The sequence below is a fragment of the Bacillus sp. FJAT-27916 genome (assembly GCF_001183965.1).
Classification (GTDB): domain Bacteria; phylum Bacillota; class Bacilli; order Bacillales; family Pradoshiaceae; genus Pradoshia.
This window is the reverse complement of the sequence record NZ_LFZV01000001.1, coordinates 1,206,333-1,219,859: the sequence shown is the minus strand read 5'-3', so window position 1 is coordinate 1,219,859 and position 13,527 is coordinate 1,206,333. Positions and strand designations below refer to the sequence as shown.

17 protein-coding genes are annotated in these 13,527 nt (G+C 44.6%); all 17 read right to left on the bottom strand.

The window, feature by feature from the left end; genetic code table 11:
* Nucleotides 1-658: 658 nt before the first annotated feature.
* Nucleotides 659-1,549 (bottom strand): polyprenyl synthetase family protein, encoded by an 891-nt coding sequence (locus tag AC622_RS05805; RefSeq protein ID WP_049670195.1) that lies wholly within the window; start codon nucleotides 1,547-1,549, stop codon nucleotides 659-661.
* A 2-nt stretch (nucleotides 1,550-1,551) separates the two neighbouring features.
* The gene (gene xseB, locus AC622_RS05800) at nucleotides 1,552-1,785 is read right to left on the bottom strand and encodes an exodeoxyribonuclease VII small subunit (protein ID WP_049670194.1); all 234 of its coding nucleotides are present in this window, start codon (nucleotides 1,783-1,785) and stop codon (nucleotides 1,552-1,554) included.
* Nucleotides 1,778-3,130: an exodeoxyribonuclease VII large subunit gene (gene xseA, locus AC622_RS05795; protein WP_049670193.1), complete on the bottom strand. Its 1,353-nt coding sequence runs from the start codon at nucleotides 3,128-3,130 to the stop codon at nucleotides 1,778-1,780. Before xseA ends, xseB begins: the two co-directional genes overlap by 8 nt.
* Before the next feature lie 97 nt (nucleotides 3,131-3,227).
* Nucleotides 3,228-4,085 carry a bifunctional methylenetetrahydrofolate dehydrogenase/methenyltetrahydrofolate cyclohydrolase FolD gene (gene folD, locus AC622_RS05790; protein ID WP_049670192.1) on the bottom strand — a complete coding sequence of 286 codons (858 nt, stop codon included), beginning with the start codon at nucleotides 4,083-4,085 and terminating at the stop codon, nucleotides 3,228-3,230.
* Nucleotides 4,086-4,129: 44 nt separating this feature from the next.
* Complete coding sequence (nusB, locus tag AC622_RS05785; protein ID WP_049670191.1) at nucleotides 4,130-4,516, bottom strand: transcription antitermination factor NusB; 387 nt, start codon at nucleotides 4,514-4,516, stop codon at nucleotides 4,130-4,132.
* 249 nt (nucleotides 4,517-4,765) lie between these two features.
* Nucleotides 4,766-5,173 carry an Asp23/Gls24 family envelope stress response protein gene (locus AC622_RS05780; protein WP_049670190.1) on the bottom strand — a complete coding sequence of 136 codons (408 nt, stop codon included), beginning with the start codon at nucleotides 5,171-5,173 and terminating at the stop codon, nucleotides 4,766-4,768.
* 28 nt (nucleotides 5,174-5,201) lie between these two features.
* On the bottom strand, nucleotides 5,202-6,554 hold the full coding sequence (gene accC / locus AC622_RS05775; protein WP_049670189.1) for an acetyl-CoA carboxylase biotin carboxylase subunit: 1,353 nt from the start codon (nucleotides 6,552-6,554) through the stop codon (nucleotides 5,202-5,204).
* A gap of 10 nt (nucleotides 6,555-6,564) precedes the next feature.
* A complete protein-coding gene (gene accB / locus AC622_RS05770; protein WP_049672815.1) occupies nucleotides 6,565-7,071 on the bottom strand; it encodes an acetyl-CoA carboxylase biotin carboxyl carrier protein in 507 nt (168 codons plus the stop codon).
* A gap of 529 nt (nucleotides 7,072-7,600) precedes the next feature.
* Nucleotides 7,601-8,140 carry a SpoIIIAH-like family protein gene (locus tag AC622_RS05765; RefSeq protein WP_049670188.1) on the bottom strand — a complete coding sequence of 180 codons (540 nt, stop codon included), beginning with the start codon at nucleotides 8,138-8,140 and terminating at the stop codon, nucleotides 7,601-7,603.
* 23 nt (nucleotides 8,141-8,163) lie between these two features.
* Complete coding sequence (spoIIIAG, locus tag AC622_RS05760; protein ID WP_049672814.1) at nucleotides 8,164-8,781, bottom strand: stage III sporulation protein AG; 618 nt, start codon at nucleotides 8,779-8,781, stop codon at nucleotides 8,164-8,166.
* A 29-nt stretch (nucleotides 8,782-8,810) separates the two neighbouring features.
* Nucleotides 8,811-9,434 (bottom strand): stage III sporulation protein AF, encoded by a 624-nt coding sequence (gene spoIIIAF, locus AC622_RS05755; protein WP_049670187.1) that lies wholly within the window; start codon nucleotides 9,432-9,434, stop codon nucleotides 8,811-8,813.
* Between the two features lie 13 nt (nucleotides 9,435-9,447).
* Nucleotides 9,448-10,647, bottom strand: coding sequence for a stage III sporulation protein AE (gene spoIIIAE / locus AC622_RS05750; protein ID WP_049670186.1), 1,200 nt, complete (start codon nucleotides 10,645-10,647; stop codon nucleotides 9,448-9,450).
* Between the two features lie 40 nt (nucleotides 10,648-10,687).
* Nucleotides 10,688-11,071: a stage III sporulation protein AD gene (gene spoIIIAD / locus AC622_RS05745; protein WP_049670185.1), complete on the bottom strand. Its 384-nt coding sequence runs from the start codon at nucleotides 11,069-11,071 to the stop codon at nucleotides 10,688-10,690.
* 25 nt (nucleotides 11,072-11,096) lie between these two features.
* Entirely contained in the window at nucleotides 11,097-11,300 is a 204-nt protein-coding gene (gene spoIIIAC, locus AC622_RS05740) for a stage III sporulation protein AC (protein WP_049670184.1), read from the bottom strand.
* A gap of 22 nt (nucleotides 11,301-11,322) precedes the next feature.
* A complete protein-coding gene (spoIIIAB, locus tag AC622_RS05735; protein ID WP_049670183.1) occupies nucleotides 11,323-11,838 on the bottom strand; it encodes a stage III sporulation protein SpoIIIAB in 516 nt (171 codons plus the stop codon).
* Nucleotides 11,835-12,758: a stage III sporulation protein AA gene (gene spoIIIAA, locus AC622_RS05730; protein WP_049670182.1), complete on the bottom strand. Its 924-nt coding sequence runs from the start codon at nucleotides 12,756-12,758 to the stop codon at nucleotides 11,835-11,837. The genes spoIIIAB and spoIIIAA overlap by 4 nt, the downstream gene beginning before the upstream one ends.
* Before the next feature lie 202 nt (nucleotides 12,759-12,960).
* Complete coding sequence (gene efp, locus AC622_RS05725) at nucleotides 12,961-13,518, bottom strand: elongation factor P (protein ID WP_049670181.1); 558 nt, start codon at nucleotides 13,516-13,518, stop codon at nucleotides 12,961-12,963.
* Between the last annotated feature and the right edge of the window lie 9 nt (nucleotides 13,519-13,527).

Here is a 13,527-nt window from a genome sequence, read left to right as displayed (position 1 = left end):
TTTCGTATAGAAACGAGTGGCCATAAATAGAGTTAATTTTACGGCTTAGGTCCAGTAGGATTTCCCAATCAGCTGCCGAATGTCGCCATCTCGGCGGTTTCCCTTTAAAGCCAACTCAGCCCCGTCTCCGAAAGCTGGACTGGATTGCCACTTAGTCCGCACCTTAATCCTCTATATATGTCATTGAACGAACAGTCTAGGGGATTTCCCCGGCGGCCTTTAACCAATTCCTTAGCCTCTTTTGCAAAGCAGATTTCATGCATGACAGACCAGCAAATATATCAATGGCCAACTGATGTATATGCCTAGTACGCAATCCCCTCATACTTCACTCAAGGCAGGCTACGCTGCACGCAGTTTCCTGATATGCAGGTTTTTCAATATCCCCCTTGCAAAAGGAGAATAAAGCCTCCGCGGAATCAGGGTCATCGCCCACATGCCATTGTGGATCGCCCTAATTCCTTACTCCCTGGACCGACCCAAAGCTGGGCGCTCCGAGCCAATCCAACGAACTTCATCGATGTGCCCTCTAGTGAATTTTTAGCCTCACCCTCCAGAACGGTAGACCGACTAGAATACTGCACCACTCGAAATGTACAATTAGTATAGCACACAACTTAAATGGACGTAAGTGGATGTCAGTGGAAACGATGGGCAATCAATGGTCTCTTTTTGCAACTAATTCCAGCATTTCAGCTAATATGCCGGCTTGGAAATTAGTATTTCCGAGCGCTTCATTTGCCATATTAACATGGAAACCCAGCTTCTCCTTAGCCCCCTCCATGGAAAGGAGAGAAGGATAGGTGCTCTTATGATTCGTTTCATCACTTCCCACCGGCTTGCCAATCTTGCTTTCGCTTCCTTCGATATCGAGGATATCGTCCCTGATTTGAAAGGCAAGTCCAAGATGATGGGCATACGTCTGCAAATGCTCCTTCTCCCAATCATCAGCACCAGCTAAAATGGCCCCTGCAAGAATGCTGTAGGATAACAGTTTACCAGTTTTATGTACATGGATGTATTCAAGCTCTGATAAACTCAAGTTCCTCATTTCACCTTCCATATCAGCAACCTGCCCGCCGACCATTCCTTCTGCACCCGCAGCCTTGGAAAGCTCAGCAACCAATTCAAGGGCAACGGCCGGGTTCTGCCGAGCTTGCTCTTGGTTAGCAATCACCCCAAAAGCTAGGGTGAGTAATCCATCGCCAGCAAGGATCGCTGTTGCCTCGCCATACACCTTATGATTAGTCGGCTTACCTCGGCGCAGGTCGTCGTCATCCATGCTCGGCAAATCGTCATGTATTAATGAATACGTATGAATCATTTCAATCGCACAGGCCGTATCAAGACCAATCAGCGGATTTTTCCCAAATGCACGCAATACAGCAAGAACAAGCAGCGGGCGAAGTCTTTTCCCTCCTGCCTCCAATGAATAATTCATGGCAGACCTTAGGTTTTCAGGCGTATTCAAATCAGAGACAATACCCTTCATTCTCTCTTCAATCTTTCGCTTATATTCTCGAGAAAAGGCCTCCAGCAGCTCTGCCACGCTTATTCCTCCTCTTCAATAGAGAATGGTTTTAACGCATCGTCTTTCATGATAAGCGTAAGCTGCTCCTCGGCGGTCTTTAGCTTATCATGGCACCATTTGGATAATTCCATTCCCTCTTTATAAAGATTAATGGATTCCTCCAGCGGCACCTCTCCATCCTCTAAACGCCCTACGATTTTTTCAAGCTTTTCCATCGCTTCCTCAAAAGTAATGTTTGACTGTTCCTTAGTCATTGGAATCACTCTCCCTAATCTCATTAACGGTACAATCCAGCTTTCCGTCCTGGATGACAACGGTCAATCGATCGCCGGCCTTCACCGAATCCCTTGTCTTAATCAGTTCATCCTGCTCATTATAAACAAGGCCGAAGCCTTTCTCCATAATCTTGAGCGGACTCACAGCCTTTAAGAGAGACACCCTGTTTAAGTATGCCTGCTGCTTACTCCGAATAATGGCTGCCTCTGCCCTTGTCATTCGTCCCTGCAGCTGTATGATATCCGCTGATTTCTTCGAGATTGTGCTCAGCGGATTATGACGTTCAATCATCTTCGCCAAGTGCTCGAGCTTGTCTCCTTTACGTTCAAAGTAAAGTGTACTGTTGCGTGCAATCCGCTCCGTCACTCGGTCCAGCTGTTCCATCTTTTGCTGATACAGCAGATGCGGGTATTTAAAGGCATAAGATTTTTCTATTGACACGAGTCGTTTCTTTTCACTTTCAATACGTTGCGTTGTATAGCGGCTGATTTTTGCTTCCATCATCTTGATTCTCTCAGCGATATCACTCACCTTTGGTGCAGCCATTTCCGCTGCCCCTGTTGGTGTCGGTGCCCTCAGGTCAGCAACGAAGTCACTGATCGTCGTATCTGTTTCATGTCCGACAGCTGAGATAACCGGAATCTGTGAATTAAAGATGGCTCGGGCGACAGGTTCCTCATTAAAGGCCCATAGCTCCTCGATAGACCCGCCTCCGCGCCCGACAATCAAGACATCAATTGGATGCTGATTCGCCGTCTCAATGGCGTTAACGATGGACGGCGCTGCCTGTTGTCCTTGGACGAGTGCAGGGAAAATGAGGACCTCTCCAATTGGGTAACGCCTCTTTAGGGTCGTGATGATGTCTCTTATCGCTGCTCCAGTCGGGGAGGTAATGACTCCGATTCTCGCTGGAAATGCTGGAATTGGCTGTTTATGCCGAATGTCGAAAAGACCTTCCTGCTCGAGCTTTTTCTTCAATTGCTCATAAGCGATAAATAATTCTCCAATTCCATCAGGCATCATTTCTTTTATGTACATTTGATAGCCGCCTGTCGGCTCGTATACACGGACCTCTCCTCGCAAAAGCACCTTCATCCCATTCTCAGGGTCAAAGGCAAGCCCTCTTGCCGATTGAGCGAACATGACAGCATTAATGCGTGATTTCTCATCCTTTAACGTTAGATACATATGTCCGCTTGAATGCCTTTTGAAGTTTGAGATTTCCCCTTTCAAATAAATATTATCTAAATTAGGGTCTGCATCAAACTTGCGCTTAATGTATTTCGTGAGGGCGGCCACTGTTAAATATTGATTTTTGTCCATTGGCATGGCCTCCTTGGCATAATATTCATCCATAGAAAAAAAGCTGCCGCAAATCTCATTATAGCAATTTCCGGCAGCTTTCAGGTAACATTGAAATTTATGATTGCTTTTGGACCATCTTTGCTGCCTGAACAGTATTGTACATCAGCATCGTGATGGTCATTGGTCCTACACCGCCTGGCACAGGGGTAATGTAGGAGGCCTTAGGGGCGACATCCGTGTAATCAACATCCCCGCAAAGCTTATTTTCCTCATCCCGGTTCATGCCGACATCAATGACGATTGCTCCCTCTTTGACATCCTCCGCTTTAACCATTTTTGCGACCCCGACAGCGGCGATCAATATATCCGCTTGAGTGGTGAAGGCTCTCAAATCCTTCGTTCTGGAATGACAGTAGGTAACTGTTGCATCCTCATTAAGGAAAAGCTGTCCAACCGGCTTACCGACAATATTGCTTCGGCCGATAACAACGACATGCTTTCCTTTAATGTCAATTCCCGTTTCCTTTACCATCTTCAGAATGCCAAATGGCGTACACGGAAGAAGAGCTTCTTGTTTCGTCATCATGCGCCCAATATTAATAGGATGGAAGCCATCGACATCCTTTGCAGGGTCAATGGTTTCGATGACGAGCTTTTCATCAATGTGCTTTGGCAATGGCAATTGAACCAATATGCCGTTTATCCTTGGATCAGCATTTAATTCACGTAAACGACCAAGCAATTCCTCTTCCGTGACAGAGGCAGGAAGCTTGATAAGCTCCGAGTACATCCCAAGCTGTTCACAAGCCTTTTCCTTGTTCCTGACATATGTATGAGAAGCTTGGTCATCTCCAACTAATATAACTGCAAGCCCCGGGGTTACCCCTTTGCCCTTCAGTATTTCAACCTCCTTGGCAATGTCCTCTCTAATAGAGGCCGATATGGCTTTTCCGTCTAATATGTTTGCTGGCATGACTCCTGCTCCCCCTTAATTCACTCTCTATTTATAGCAAAGCTTTATAAAGAATTCTTAATCTTAGATAAAACAGCGTTCACGAATTTCGGCGATTGGTCATCACCAAACAGCTTAGCCAATTCAATAGCTTCATTGATGGCAGCATTTTGCGGAACATCCTTGCTGTATAGAAGCTCATATGTTGTCAATCGAAGGATATTACGGTCAATATTCGATAAACGGTCCAGCTTCCAGTTCTCCAGGTTCGACTCAATCATCCGATCAACCTCAGCTGCATGGTCTGTTGCGCCGTCTACCAATTCCATTAGATAAGAATCTGCTTCAGATTCTTCAATTACATGCTCCAGCGCTGTTTCTTTTTCGACTTTCCCTACATCTATTTGAAAAAGAGCTTGAAGAGCCTTTTCTCTTGCCTCTCTGCGTTTCATGAATTACTATTACTCCTTTGTCTAAAAATACGAAGCATCTGCTCGCACTTCATTTCATATATGAAGATAATAACACATCAAGCCCTTGAAAGGTAGTGTGCGGTCATCTTTTTGGAAATTGCTGCATCAAATTCTTTTCTCATGGACGACAGAATCTCCGCATGAAGTATTCCCGCCTCCGTTCATCCGTATACATACAATAAGAGACCAGGACCCTATAAAAAGGGCCATGGTCTCTTATGGATGTTCTTAATGCTGTTCTTCTACTTCAGGTTCAGCTTTTGCTGTCTCAAATTGTACGCCGACAATGTGAATGTTTACTTCATTCGCATCGAGCGCAGTCATATTAAGTAACGTTTGGCGGATATTATCCTGTGCTTCCTGCGCAACTTTCGGGATGGAGATTCCGAATTTCACCAGGCAATACACATCTATTTTAATGCCATCTTCACTAAGCTCAACCTTGACGCCTTTTCCGTGGTTTTTCTTTCCTAGCTTTTCGACAACGCCTGAAGCGAAATTCCCTCTCATTTGTGCGATTCCTTCCACTTCTGAAGCAGCTAAACCAGCAATTACTTCAATGACTTCAGGGGCAATTTCAACCTTGCCTAAACCGCCATCATATCCATCCATTTCCAATGCATGATTTTCACTCATGTCTAACACCTCCAAATCATCTACTCTATTATGAGTTCATCACGTCGTAAGTTTCAAGGAATTTCGTATTAAAATCACCAGAAACAAAAACATCATGATTTAATAATTTTATATGAAAAGGGATTGTCGTATCAATACCTTTTACGACAAACTCATCCAAGGCTCTTTTCATTTTCTTGATTGCTTCTTCCCTTGATGGTGCATGGACGATTAATTTAGCGACCATAGAATCGTAAAACGGCGGGATAGAATAACCGGTATACACTGCCGAATCAACCCGGACGCCAAAGCCTCCAGGAGGAAGATACATATCCACCATGCCTGCTGACGGCATGAATTTCTTCTCCGGATTCTCCGCATTTATACGGCATTCGATCGCCCATCCATTCATTTGTACATCTTCTTGCTGAATGGTTAATTTCTCGCCAGATGCAACAAGAATCTGCTCCTTGATTAAGTCAATCCCTGTCACCATTTCTGTTACAGGGTGCTCAACCTGGATACGCGTATTCATCTCCATGAAATAAAACTTACGGTTTACATGATCATAAATGAATTCAACCGTACCGGCACCGGAATATTGTACAGCCTTCGCAGCAGTGACGGCTGCCTGTCCCATTTCATCACGCATCTCGCTGTCAATGGCTGGTGAAGGAGTTTCCTCAAGCAATTTCTGGAGCCGTCTTTGAATAGAGCAATCACGCTCTCCAAGATGAATGACATTGCCATAATGATCACCAAGTACCTGGATTTCCACATGTCTGAAATCCTCAATGAATTTCTCTAAATATACACCCGGATTGCCGAAGGCTGTTGCTGCCTCCTGCCTTGTGATTCGATAACCCTTCCGAAGTTCATCCACATCCTTCGCCACCCGGATCCCTTTGCCGCCGCCGCCGGCTGTCGCTTTAATGATGACCGGATAGCCAATGCTCTCAGCTGTTTTAACAGCTGCCTCCTCGTCCTCAACAATCCCTCTTGAGCCGGGAACGATTGGAACACCAGCCGCTCGCATTGTCTCACGGGCTACATCCTTCGTCCCCATTTTTGAAATGGCCTCAGAGGATGGGCCGATAAAGGTTAAATGACACTCTTCACACATATCAGCGAAATCAGCGTTTTCTGCCAAAAATCCGTATCCCGGATGAATGGCATCACAGTCTGTCAGCTTCGCCAGGCTTATAATGTTTGTTGTATTTAAGTAGCTGTCTTTTGATGTGGTCGGACCAATACAGTAAGCTTCATCCGCTAATTGTACATGCAAGGCTGTCTTGTCTGCCTCTGAATAAACCGCAACTGTTTCAATGTCCATTTCTTTACATGCCCGAATAATTCGGACCGCTATTTCGCCCCGATTGGCAATTAGAACTTTTTTAATCATCTTGTTCCTCCTATTCGGGTTTTACCAAGAATAAAGGCTGTCCGTATTCAACCAATTGGCCGTCCTCTACAAGAATTCCCTTGATTTCACCGGATACTTCCGCTTCAATTTCATTAAATAATTTCATTGCTTCAACGATGCAGACAACGGATTCGTTCCCTACTCGGTCTCCAACCTTCACAAATGGATCATCATCAGGTGAGGAGGCCTTGTAAAAGGTTCCAACCATTGGGGACGTAATCTTATGATAGCTTGTCTCATCCTTGACCGCTGGCAAGGAAGCTTCACCTGACTGTATTGGCGCCGGGCTTGCTGCCGGTGCTTCGGCAGGCTGAGGCGGCTCTGCTTGGGCAGCTGGAGCTTTCACAACTTCTGGAACAGAGGCTGAGGCGGCTTCAAGTTTTTCCTTTGCCCCTCTTTTGATTTCAAGTCTGGTCCCCTCTTGTTCAAAGACAAATTCATCAATACTTGTTTGATCGATTAATCTAATGATTTCACGTATTTCCTGTACCTTCATCAAGATTCAGCCCTCCTAGTTATTTACAAAATAATTCATAAAAGCATGAATATGTAAAAAATACCATATAAGCCTATCATAATATTTTTTGGCAGAAAAGTGAACGGTTAAAAGACTGATATCAGCAGCCCAGGAACTTCTCTGCTTTAAAACTGCCAAAATTTTATATATAAATATAATGATTATCATTAAAAAATATTGTTATATAAATAGTCAATGTCAAAAAAAACTTTTGACACATAACTCTACACATTTATAATTTTTTTCACTCTCTCATGACTGCCTAGCCACCTTACTCTTTCGCAGAAAAACAGTTAGGCGGAAATATTAGCTTATTCGAAAAGATTTAATAAAGATTATTTACGTAATAACGGCCAAGATGGAGCGGGAGGGTACATACTCTAATTCCCTGCAAGGTTTGTTATACGCTCCTTCAACACAGCCGGTCGAAACCTTTACCCCAAAAAGAAAAAACAGATTGAAAAACCAAATCGGCCTTTCCACCTGTTCATTCAACTGTTTTATTGATTTATTTTTCCGGCTGAAATTCTACTGCAACAGCATTTGTCTTGCCGATTTCCTTAGTGACCATTTGAATGATTTTGTTAGCAGCCTCAGCATTAGGCTTCTCTGCTTTAACAGTGATTTGGATTTGGTTATTGTCTGCCCTCACTAACGCATCCTTATATCCTAAGGCGACAATCATTGATTCAAGCATATCCTCTTTTGTCGACAATTCATCCAGCTGCTCAATCTGCTCATGCGCGTCTACCCGCTCTTCCTCTGACAGATCGCTTGATGCTACCTTTTCAGTCAGCTGTTCCTTCTCCTTGCTGCGCTCATCATTCAAGTCCATGCGCATCGCCTCAAACGCAGAATCACTTGCCTCATTAGATACGACAGTGGATTGTTCAGCATTGCCGCTATCCCCGCCTTTTCCGTTTTCCGTCTCCTCCTGTGCTTCCTGATTCACAGTAGTTTCCTGCGGAGAAGTAATATAGTAGACACTCAAGACCGCCACCAAACTTAACATTGTCAACAACCATACTGTTTGTTTTCTTAGCAACACGGATAGTTCCTCCTCTTATTTCGTTATTTTTTGGCACTAACAGCAACACGATGGCTTGGTACATCAAGCACGCGTGTGACAGCTTCTACTATTTCCTTTTTTATGCTGATATTATCTGCTCCCTTGGCAACAATCAGTACTCCCCTGATGGTGGGTTTTTTTGTTTGCTGAACAAGCGGGACCTCCTTGTCACCTTCCCGGATGATGACAACCTTCTCATCGGTTGAGAAATCCTCTACCTTTCTTTCTCCCCCGTCACGGTCAGTTTCCTCCGTGATTTGATGCTGGGATACGGCATTTTTCTCATACACTTTTTCCTCCGTCGAGTCGACATTGACAATCACGGATACATTAGAAACTCCATTCATCGTCTCAAGGGTTTCCTTCAGCTCGCTTTCATAAGCTTTCTCAATAGAAGCAATCGTGCCGGTTTTCTTGGAATTGCCGGAGCCGAATGTTTCAGCTGCGTCCTCCTTCACTTCCTTGCTGGCCGCCTCAAACACCGCGTTGGTCTTGTCCTTTGTCTCATCCCCCCGATTGATAAACAGGCTGCTGACCATCAGCAGGATGCCGGCCAGAAGCAGGATGGCAATATTCCGATATGGCGGTTTCTTTCCGTCTCCATCCTGTTTCATAAACATCCCTTTGAGTTTGTTCAGTTTTTCTTTATTCAAAGACCATCACCCCCTTCATTGATTTCGATTATTAATTTGCTGCTGCTAACTCCCCATTTCTCCGACAAAATTTCCTGTATCTGGGGTGAAGGTGCGGTTATAAGCGATTGCTGTTCTTCTAAGTCAATGTCAACCTTCTCTACAGGTTGTACACCCTCTGCCTCTTCCTTGCTCTGTTCTACGAGGGTGACATGAATGGACTCGATGTTTTCCTCCTTCATCTCCCCTTTAGGATTGATGAGCCGGATCTCCACATCTTGGATTTCGTACCCACTCCTTTCTGTCAGCTCCTTTTCTGCTTCACTTTTCAGTTGGACAGCCATCTGTTCCAATATATATGCTTGCTGCGTCTCTTCTATTTCTTTTTTCTTCGATTCCAGCGAATTTTCCATTTCCTGATTGCCCCAAACCCCGTTGGACATGATTTTATGCTGAATATCACTGGTGAAGTCCTGTTTAAGCAAGGTAAGAATCGGGGTTAAAAAGATGGCTGTCAGCAATAACCCAACCACAAGCTTGGTGTACTTCTGCATCGATGAATTGGGAAGGAGCATGTCCAGCACAACAGCGAATAAGATGAAAACAATAATATTGGTCACCCATGTTGTCAAAAAAGACATGGACAGCTCCCTCCTATCGAACCATCATTGTGACATTTCCAGCAGCAACAATTACCGTGACCGTCAGAAAGAACATAAGACTGACAATGGCCAATGCAGCAAAGACATAAATGATATTCTTGCCAATCACATCTAAGCATTTAATAATGGGACCTGCCCCAAGAGGCTGTAAGATGGCAGCGGCAAATTTATAAACGAGAGCAATCAACAGGATCTTCAAAGCAGGAAATGCAGCCATAATCAAAAGCATGACCACACCAGCAATTCCGACTGTGTTCTTTAAGAGCAGAGATGCCCCTATGACTGTATCCGCAGCGTCCGTGAACATCCGTCCGATGACCGGGATGAAATTTCCTGCCAGGAATTTAGCCGTACGCAGGCCGATTCCATCAGCAACCGCTGTTGAAATTCCTTGAACCGAGATTACACCAAGAAAAACAGTCATGAAAATTCCTAAAAGACCAACGCTCCATGTTCGTAACAGTCCGGCCAGCTGGGTCACCTTATAATGCTCTGACAGCATGCTGACAATGCTCAGTAAGGTTGAGAGGAAGAGCAGCGGCAAGACGATGTACTCAATCAGGGCACCGCTCGTGTTCATGAGGAATAAGAGCATCGGATGAAAGAAGGCCGCAGAGAGGACGCCGCCTGAGCTTGCAATCAGAGCTAATAGTAGCGGCACTAGTGCAATCAGAAAATCGGTAATCTGTGAAATTGTCGAGGTGACATAATTGACTGCCACATAGAAACTGTTCAGTGCAATAATCATTAAAACCATAAAAACAATCGAGTTTGCCACCTTGCTGACAGATGTCTTCTCAAAGGTACTTTGCAAAGATTGGAGAAAGACACTGAACACCGTCAGCAGAATGAGCGTTCCAAGCAGCTTTCCATTCGCGATTAACTCATGAAAGATAAACTGAATGATTCCAGAAAGCCACTCCTTAAAGGAGAATTTTTTTTCGCCGCTGATGAAATCGAAGAAACTCCCTTTTTGAGATTCCGGTAGAAAACCGCCATATTGGTCATAGACCGAATCCCAAAACTGTTTTAAGTCATCAAGCGGAATGTCCTCCACACCGAATGTTTCAACCGCCTCCTCTTGCTGCGTGTTTACGGTCGTTGTTCCCGGGGCAGCCAACACTTGCTGGCTATAGCTGCAAAGAAATAGAAGAATGAAGAGTAGAATGCTTGTCCGCAAAAAATGCTTCATATAAATATTCAGCCCCTTTAATTGCTTCCCAATCCGGGAGTTAATTCGGGATCATCTGGATGATGCTCTCGATAATTACGCTCAAGATTGGGATTGCCATCGTCAGGATAAGAATTTTTCCTGCGAGCTCAATCTTGGAGGCAATCGCCCCCATCCCGGCATCCTTCGTGATTTGAGACGTAAACTCCGCGATATAGGCAATTCCGATAATTTTCAGTACAGTTGATAAATACACCATGTTCACATTGGCGTTTACGGCCAATTGTTGAACCATTTGGATGATTTCGTAAATCTTGTCGACTAGGAATAAAAAGATTGAGCTTCCAACAAAGACAACAAGCAAAAAGGCGAGATTTGGCTTTTGCTCCTTTATAATCATGGCAAGGAACGCCCCAATCAGGGCTACACCGGTTATTTGCAGCATTTCGATGGCTCATCACCCCAAGCTTCTATTGAAATAGGAATACGGATTTAATCCGGTCAATCAGCTGCCCGACAACTTGGGCAACATTGAACAAAATATAAATAAAGCTGACCAAGATTACCCATTGTGAATACTCCTTCTTGCCGACTTGATCGAGAATCGTATGAATGAACGCGACAATCAGTCCAACACCCGCAATTTTAAAAATAATATCAATATCGATGCCCATTCCGCTCATTTCCCCCTATTCATCACAACAATAGGATGGCAATTAAAAGACCTGAGAAGAAACCAAGACTTTTCACCATCTTGTCGTATTTCATTTGTTTATCGAGTGCCAGCATTTCCTCCCGCTCGAGATGTGTCAATGCCAGTTGAATTTGTTTCCGCTGCGTATCCCGATCATGCTTTCCAAGAGTCTCTCCAAACTGAAGAAGGATTTCGGCCTCTTTATCCTCAAGCTCAGTCCATTTCATCATTTCCTCGATACTTTGACGCCAGGCATTCGTGACCGTCTGATTTTCTTCGTTCAAGTAATCTGCAAACAAGGTAAAGCCTCTTGCAACCGGCTCGGGAATTTGCTTGGCCAATTTCAAAACAGCTTCCCTTAGCGGCATGTGACCATACATGATTTCTGCCTCCAAGATTTGCAATGCAGCCCTCAAATCCCGTATTTGCTTAGGTCGGGCAATCAGCCGTTTCGAGAAATCCCACCCTATCCAGGAGGTTGAAAAAACGATCAGCACGGCACCAAGTAGTTTAATCATGTCCTCACTCTTTCTCCGTCATATAAGATTTTTCCTGTTCCATCTCTGACCTTGACCACACACCCCGGCTTGTCTATCCGCGCAAGTTCGATAAACCGTTCAAACTGCGCCTCTGTAATAATTGCTTTCATACTGGGTCTTGACAGAATATCCTCTAAACTATGACCATGAGCTGTGATAAAGAGAGCGGTACCTGCATTGACCGCTTCCATGACAGCATCTCTGTCCTCTCTTCTTCCTATTTCATCTGCTACGAGAATGTCTGGACTCATGGATCGAATCATCATCATCATTCCTTCCGCCTTTGGACAGGCATCAAGCACGTCTACTCGGATACCGAATTCCATCTGCGGCACCCCGTGAACACATCCCGCTATTTCCGAACGTTCATCTATGATCCCAACCTTCTTAGGCGAAATCCGGTGCCTTTCATCTCCTGTCGAGGCAATCCGGGCTAAATCTCGCAGAAAGGTTGTCTTTCCTGATTGAGGCGGACCGATGACTAAAGTGGATAACCACCGCCCTTGGTACAAGTAGGGTATCCACCCCTCTGAAAGTCCTTTCTTCTGTCTGGCAATTCGAATATTAAAAAAGGTGACCTCCCGTATCCCCTTCACACTGCCATTTTCAAGAATCACCTTCCCCGCGATGCCAATTCGATGTCCTCCCTTAATGGTGATATAGCCCCTCTTCAATTCTTCATCGAGCATATAGAAAGAAAATTGACTGATTTTGTTCATGAAGATCTCAGCCTCCTCCCGTCCGACGGGCCGTCTCCCGTAATGAACCTGTCTGCCTGCCATGACTTCGAGCGGCCTTCCGACACGGATACGGATTTCCTCCACATCCTCTTCATTCAAGGTCATTCCCGTCATGTCAGCGAGAATAGCCTTGGGCAGCATTTCCAATACTCCTTCCATACATCTCCCTCGCTATATGTGTCATTTACTTAAAATGTATTCATGGACAAGTATTTTATGTCCCTTCAACCCAGAAAAAGATTAGACAAGTGTTCCAGGTACTAAAAACACCCAGGAGCGCTCTCCTGGGTGCAAAAAAAAGCTGCAGGCTGCCAAAAGAATGATTGGCGTGCTCTGCAGCTTTTTCTTATAAGACAATCGATTATCCGCGGGAAACGTATGAACCGTCAGATGTATTGATGATAAGCTTGTCTCCTTCATTTACGAAGAATGGAACTTGAACAACAAGACCGGTTTCAACAGTTGCCGGCTTCGTACCGCCGGATGCTGTATCCCCTTTGATTCCTGGTTCAGTTTCAGTTACTTCTAATGTAACAGTTGTTGGAAGCTGAACGCCAAGTGTTTCTGTTTGGAACATCATGATGGACACTTCCATGTTTTCTTTCAAGAATTTCAATTCATATTCGATTTGCGCAGTAGGCAATTCGATTTGATCATATGTTTCGTTATCCATGAATACATGGTTATCGCCGCTTGCATAAAGGTATTGCATTTTGCGGTTGTCGATATGCGCTTTCGATACTTTTTCACCGGCACGGAATGTTTTCTCTTGAATCGCGCCTGTACGAAGGTTACGTAATTTAGAGCGCACGAATGCCGCACCTTTACCTGGTTTTACGTGCTGGAATTCGATAACCTGCCAAATACCGCCGTCTACTTCGATTGTTAAGCCTGTTTTGAAATCATTAACAGAAATCATGTGATAATA

Coding starts and splice junctions, on each gene's coding strand:
- spoIIIAC (WP_049670184.1), bottom strand. CDS start 11,300: ATGGGCATCGATATTGATATTATTTTTAAAATTGCGGGTGTTGGACTG.
- spoIIIAA (WP_049670182.1), bottom strand. CDS start 12,758: ATGGAAGGAGTATTGGAAATGCTGCCCAAGGCTATTCTCGCTGACATG.
- efp (WP_049670181.1), bottom strand. CDS start 13,518: ATGATTTCTGTTAATGATTTCAAAACAGGCTTAACAATCGAAGTAGAC.
- xseA (WP_049670193.1), bottom strand. CDS start 3,130: ATGGACAAAAATCAATATTTAACAGTGGCCGCCCTCACGAAATACATT.
- nusB (WP_049670191.1), bottom strand. CDS start 4,516: ATGAAACGCAGAGAGGCAAGAGAAAAGGCTCTTCAAGCTCTTTTTCAA.
- folD (WP_049670192.1), bottom strand. CDS start 4,085: ATGCCAGCAAACATATTAGACGGAAAAGCCATATCGGCCTCTATTAGA.
- spoIIIAF (WP_049670187.1), bottom strand. CDS start 9,434: ATGTCTTTTTTGACAACATGGGTGACCAATATTATTGTTTTCATCTTA.
- xseB (WP_049670194.1), bottom strand. CDS start 1,785: ATGACTAAGGAACAGTCAAACATTACTTTTGAGGAAGCGATGGAAAAG.
- spoIIIAG (WP_049672814.1), bottom strand. CDS start 8,781: ATGTTTATGAAACAGGATGGAGACGGAAAGAAACCGCCATATCGGAAT.
- accC (WP_049670189.1), bottom strand. CDS start 6,554: ATGATTAAAAAAGTTCTAATTGCCAATCGGGGCGAAATAGCGGTCCGA.
- AC622_RS05780 (WP_049670190.1), bottom strand. CDS start 5,173: ATGAGTGAAAATCATGCATTGGAAATGGATGGATATGATGGCGGTTTA.
- spoIIIAD (WP_049670185.1), bottom strand. CDS start 11,071: ATGCTGCAAATAACCGGTGTAGCCCTGATTGGGGCGTTCCTTGCCATG.
- spoIIIAB (WP_049670183.1), bottom strand. CDS start 11,838: ATGATTAAACTACTTGGTGCCGTGCTGATCGTTTTTTCAACCTCCTGG.
- spoIIIAE (WP_049670186.1), bottom strand. CDS start 10,647: ATGAAGCATTTTTTGCGGACAAGCATTCTACTCTTCATTCTTCTATTT.
- accB (WP_049672815.1), bottom strand. CDS start 7,071: ATGAAGGTACAGGAAATACGTGAAATCATTAGATTAATCGATCAAACA.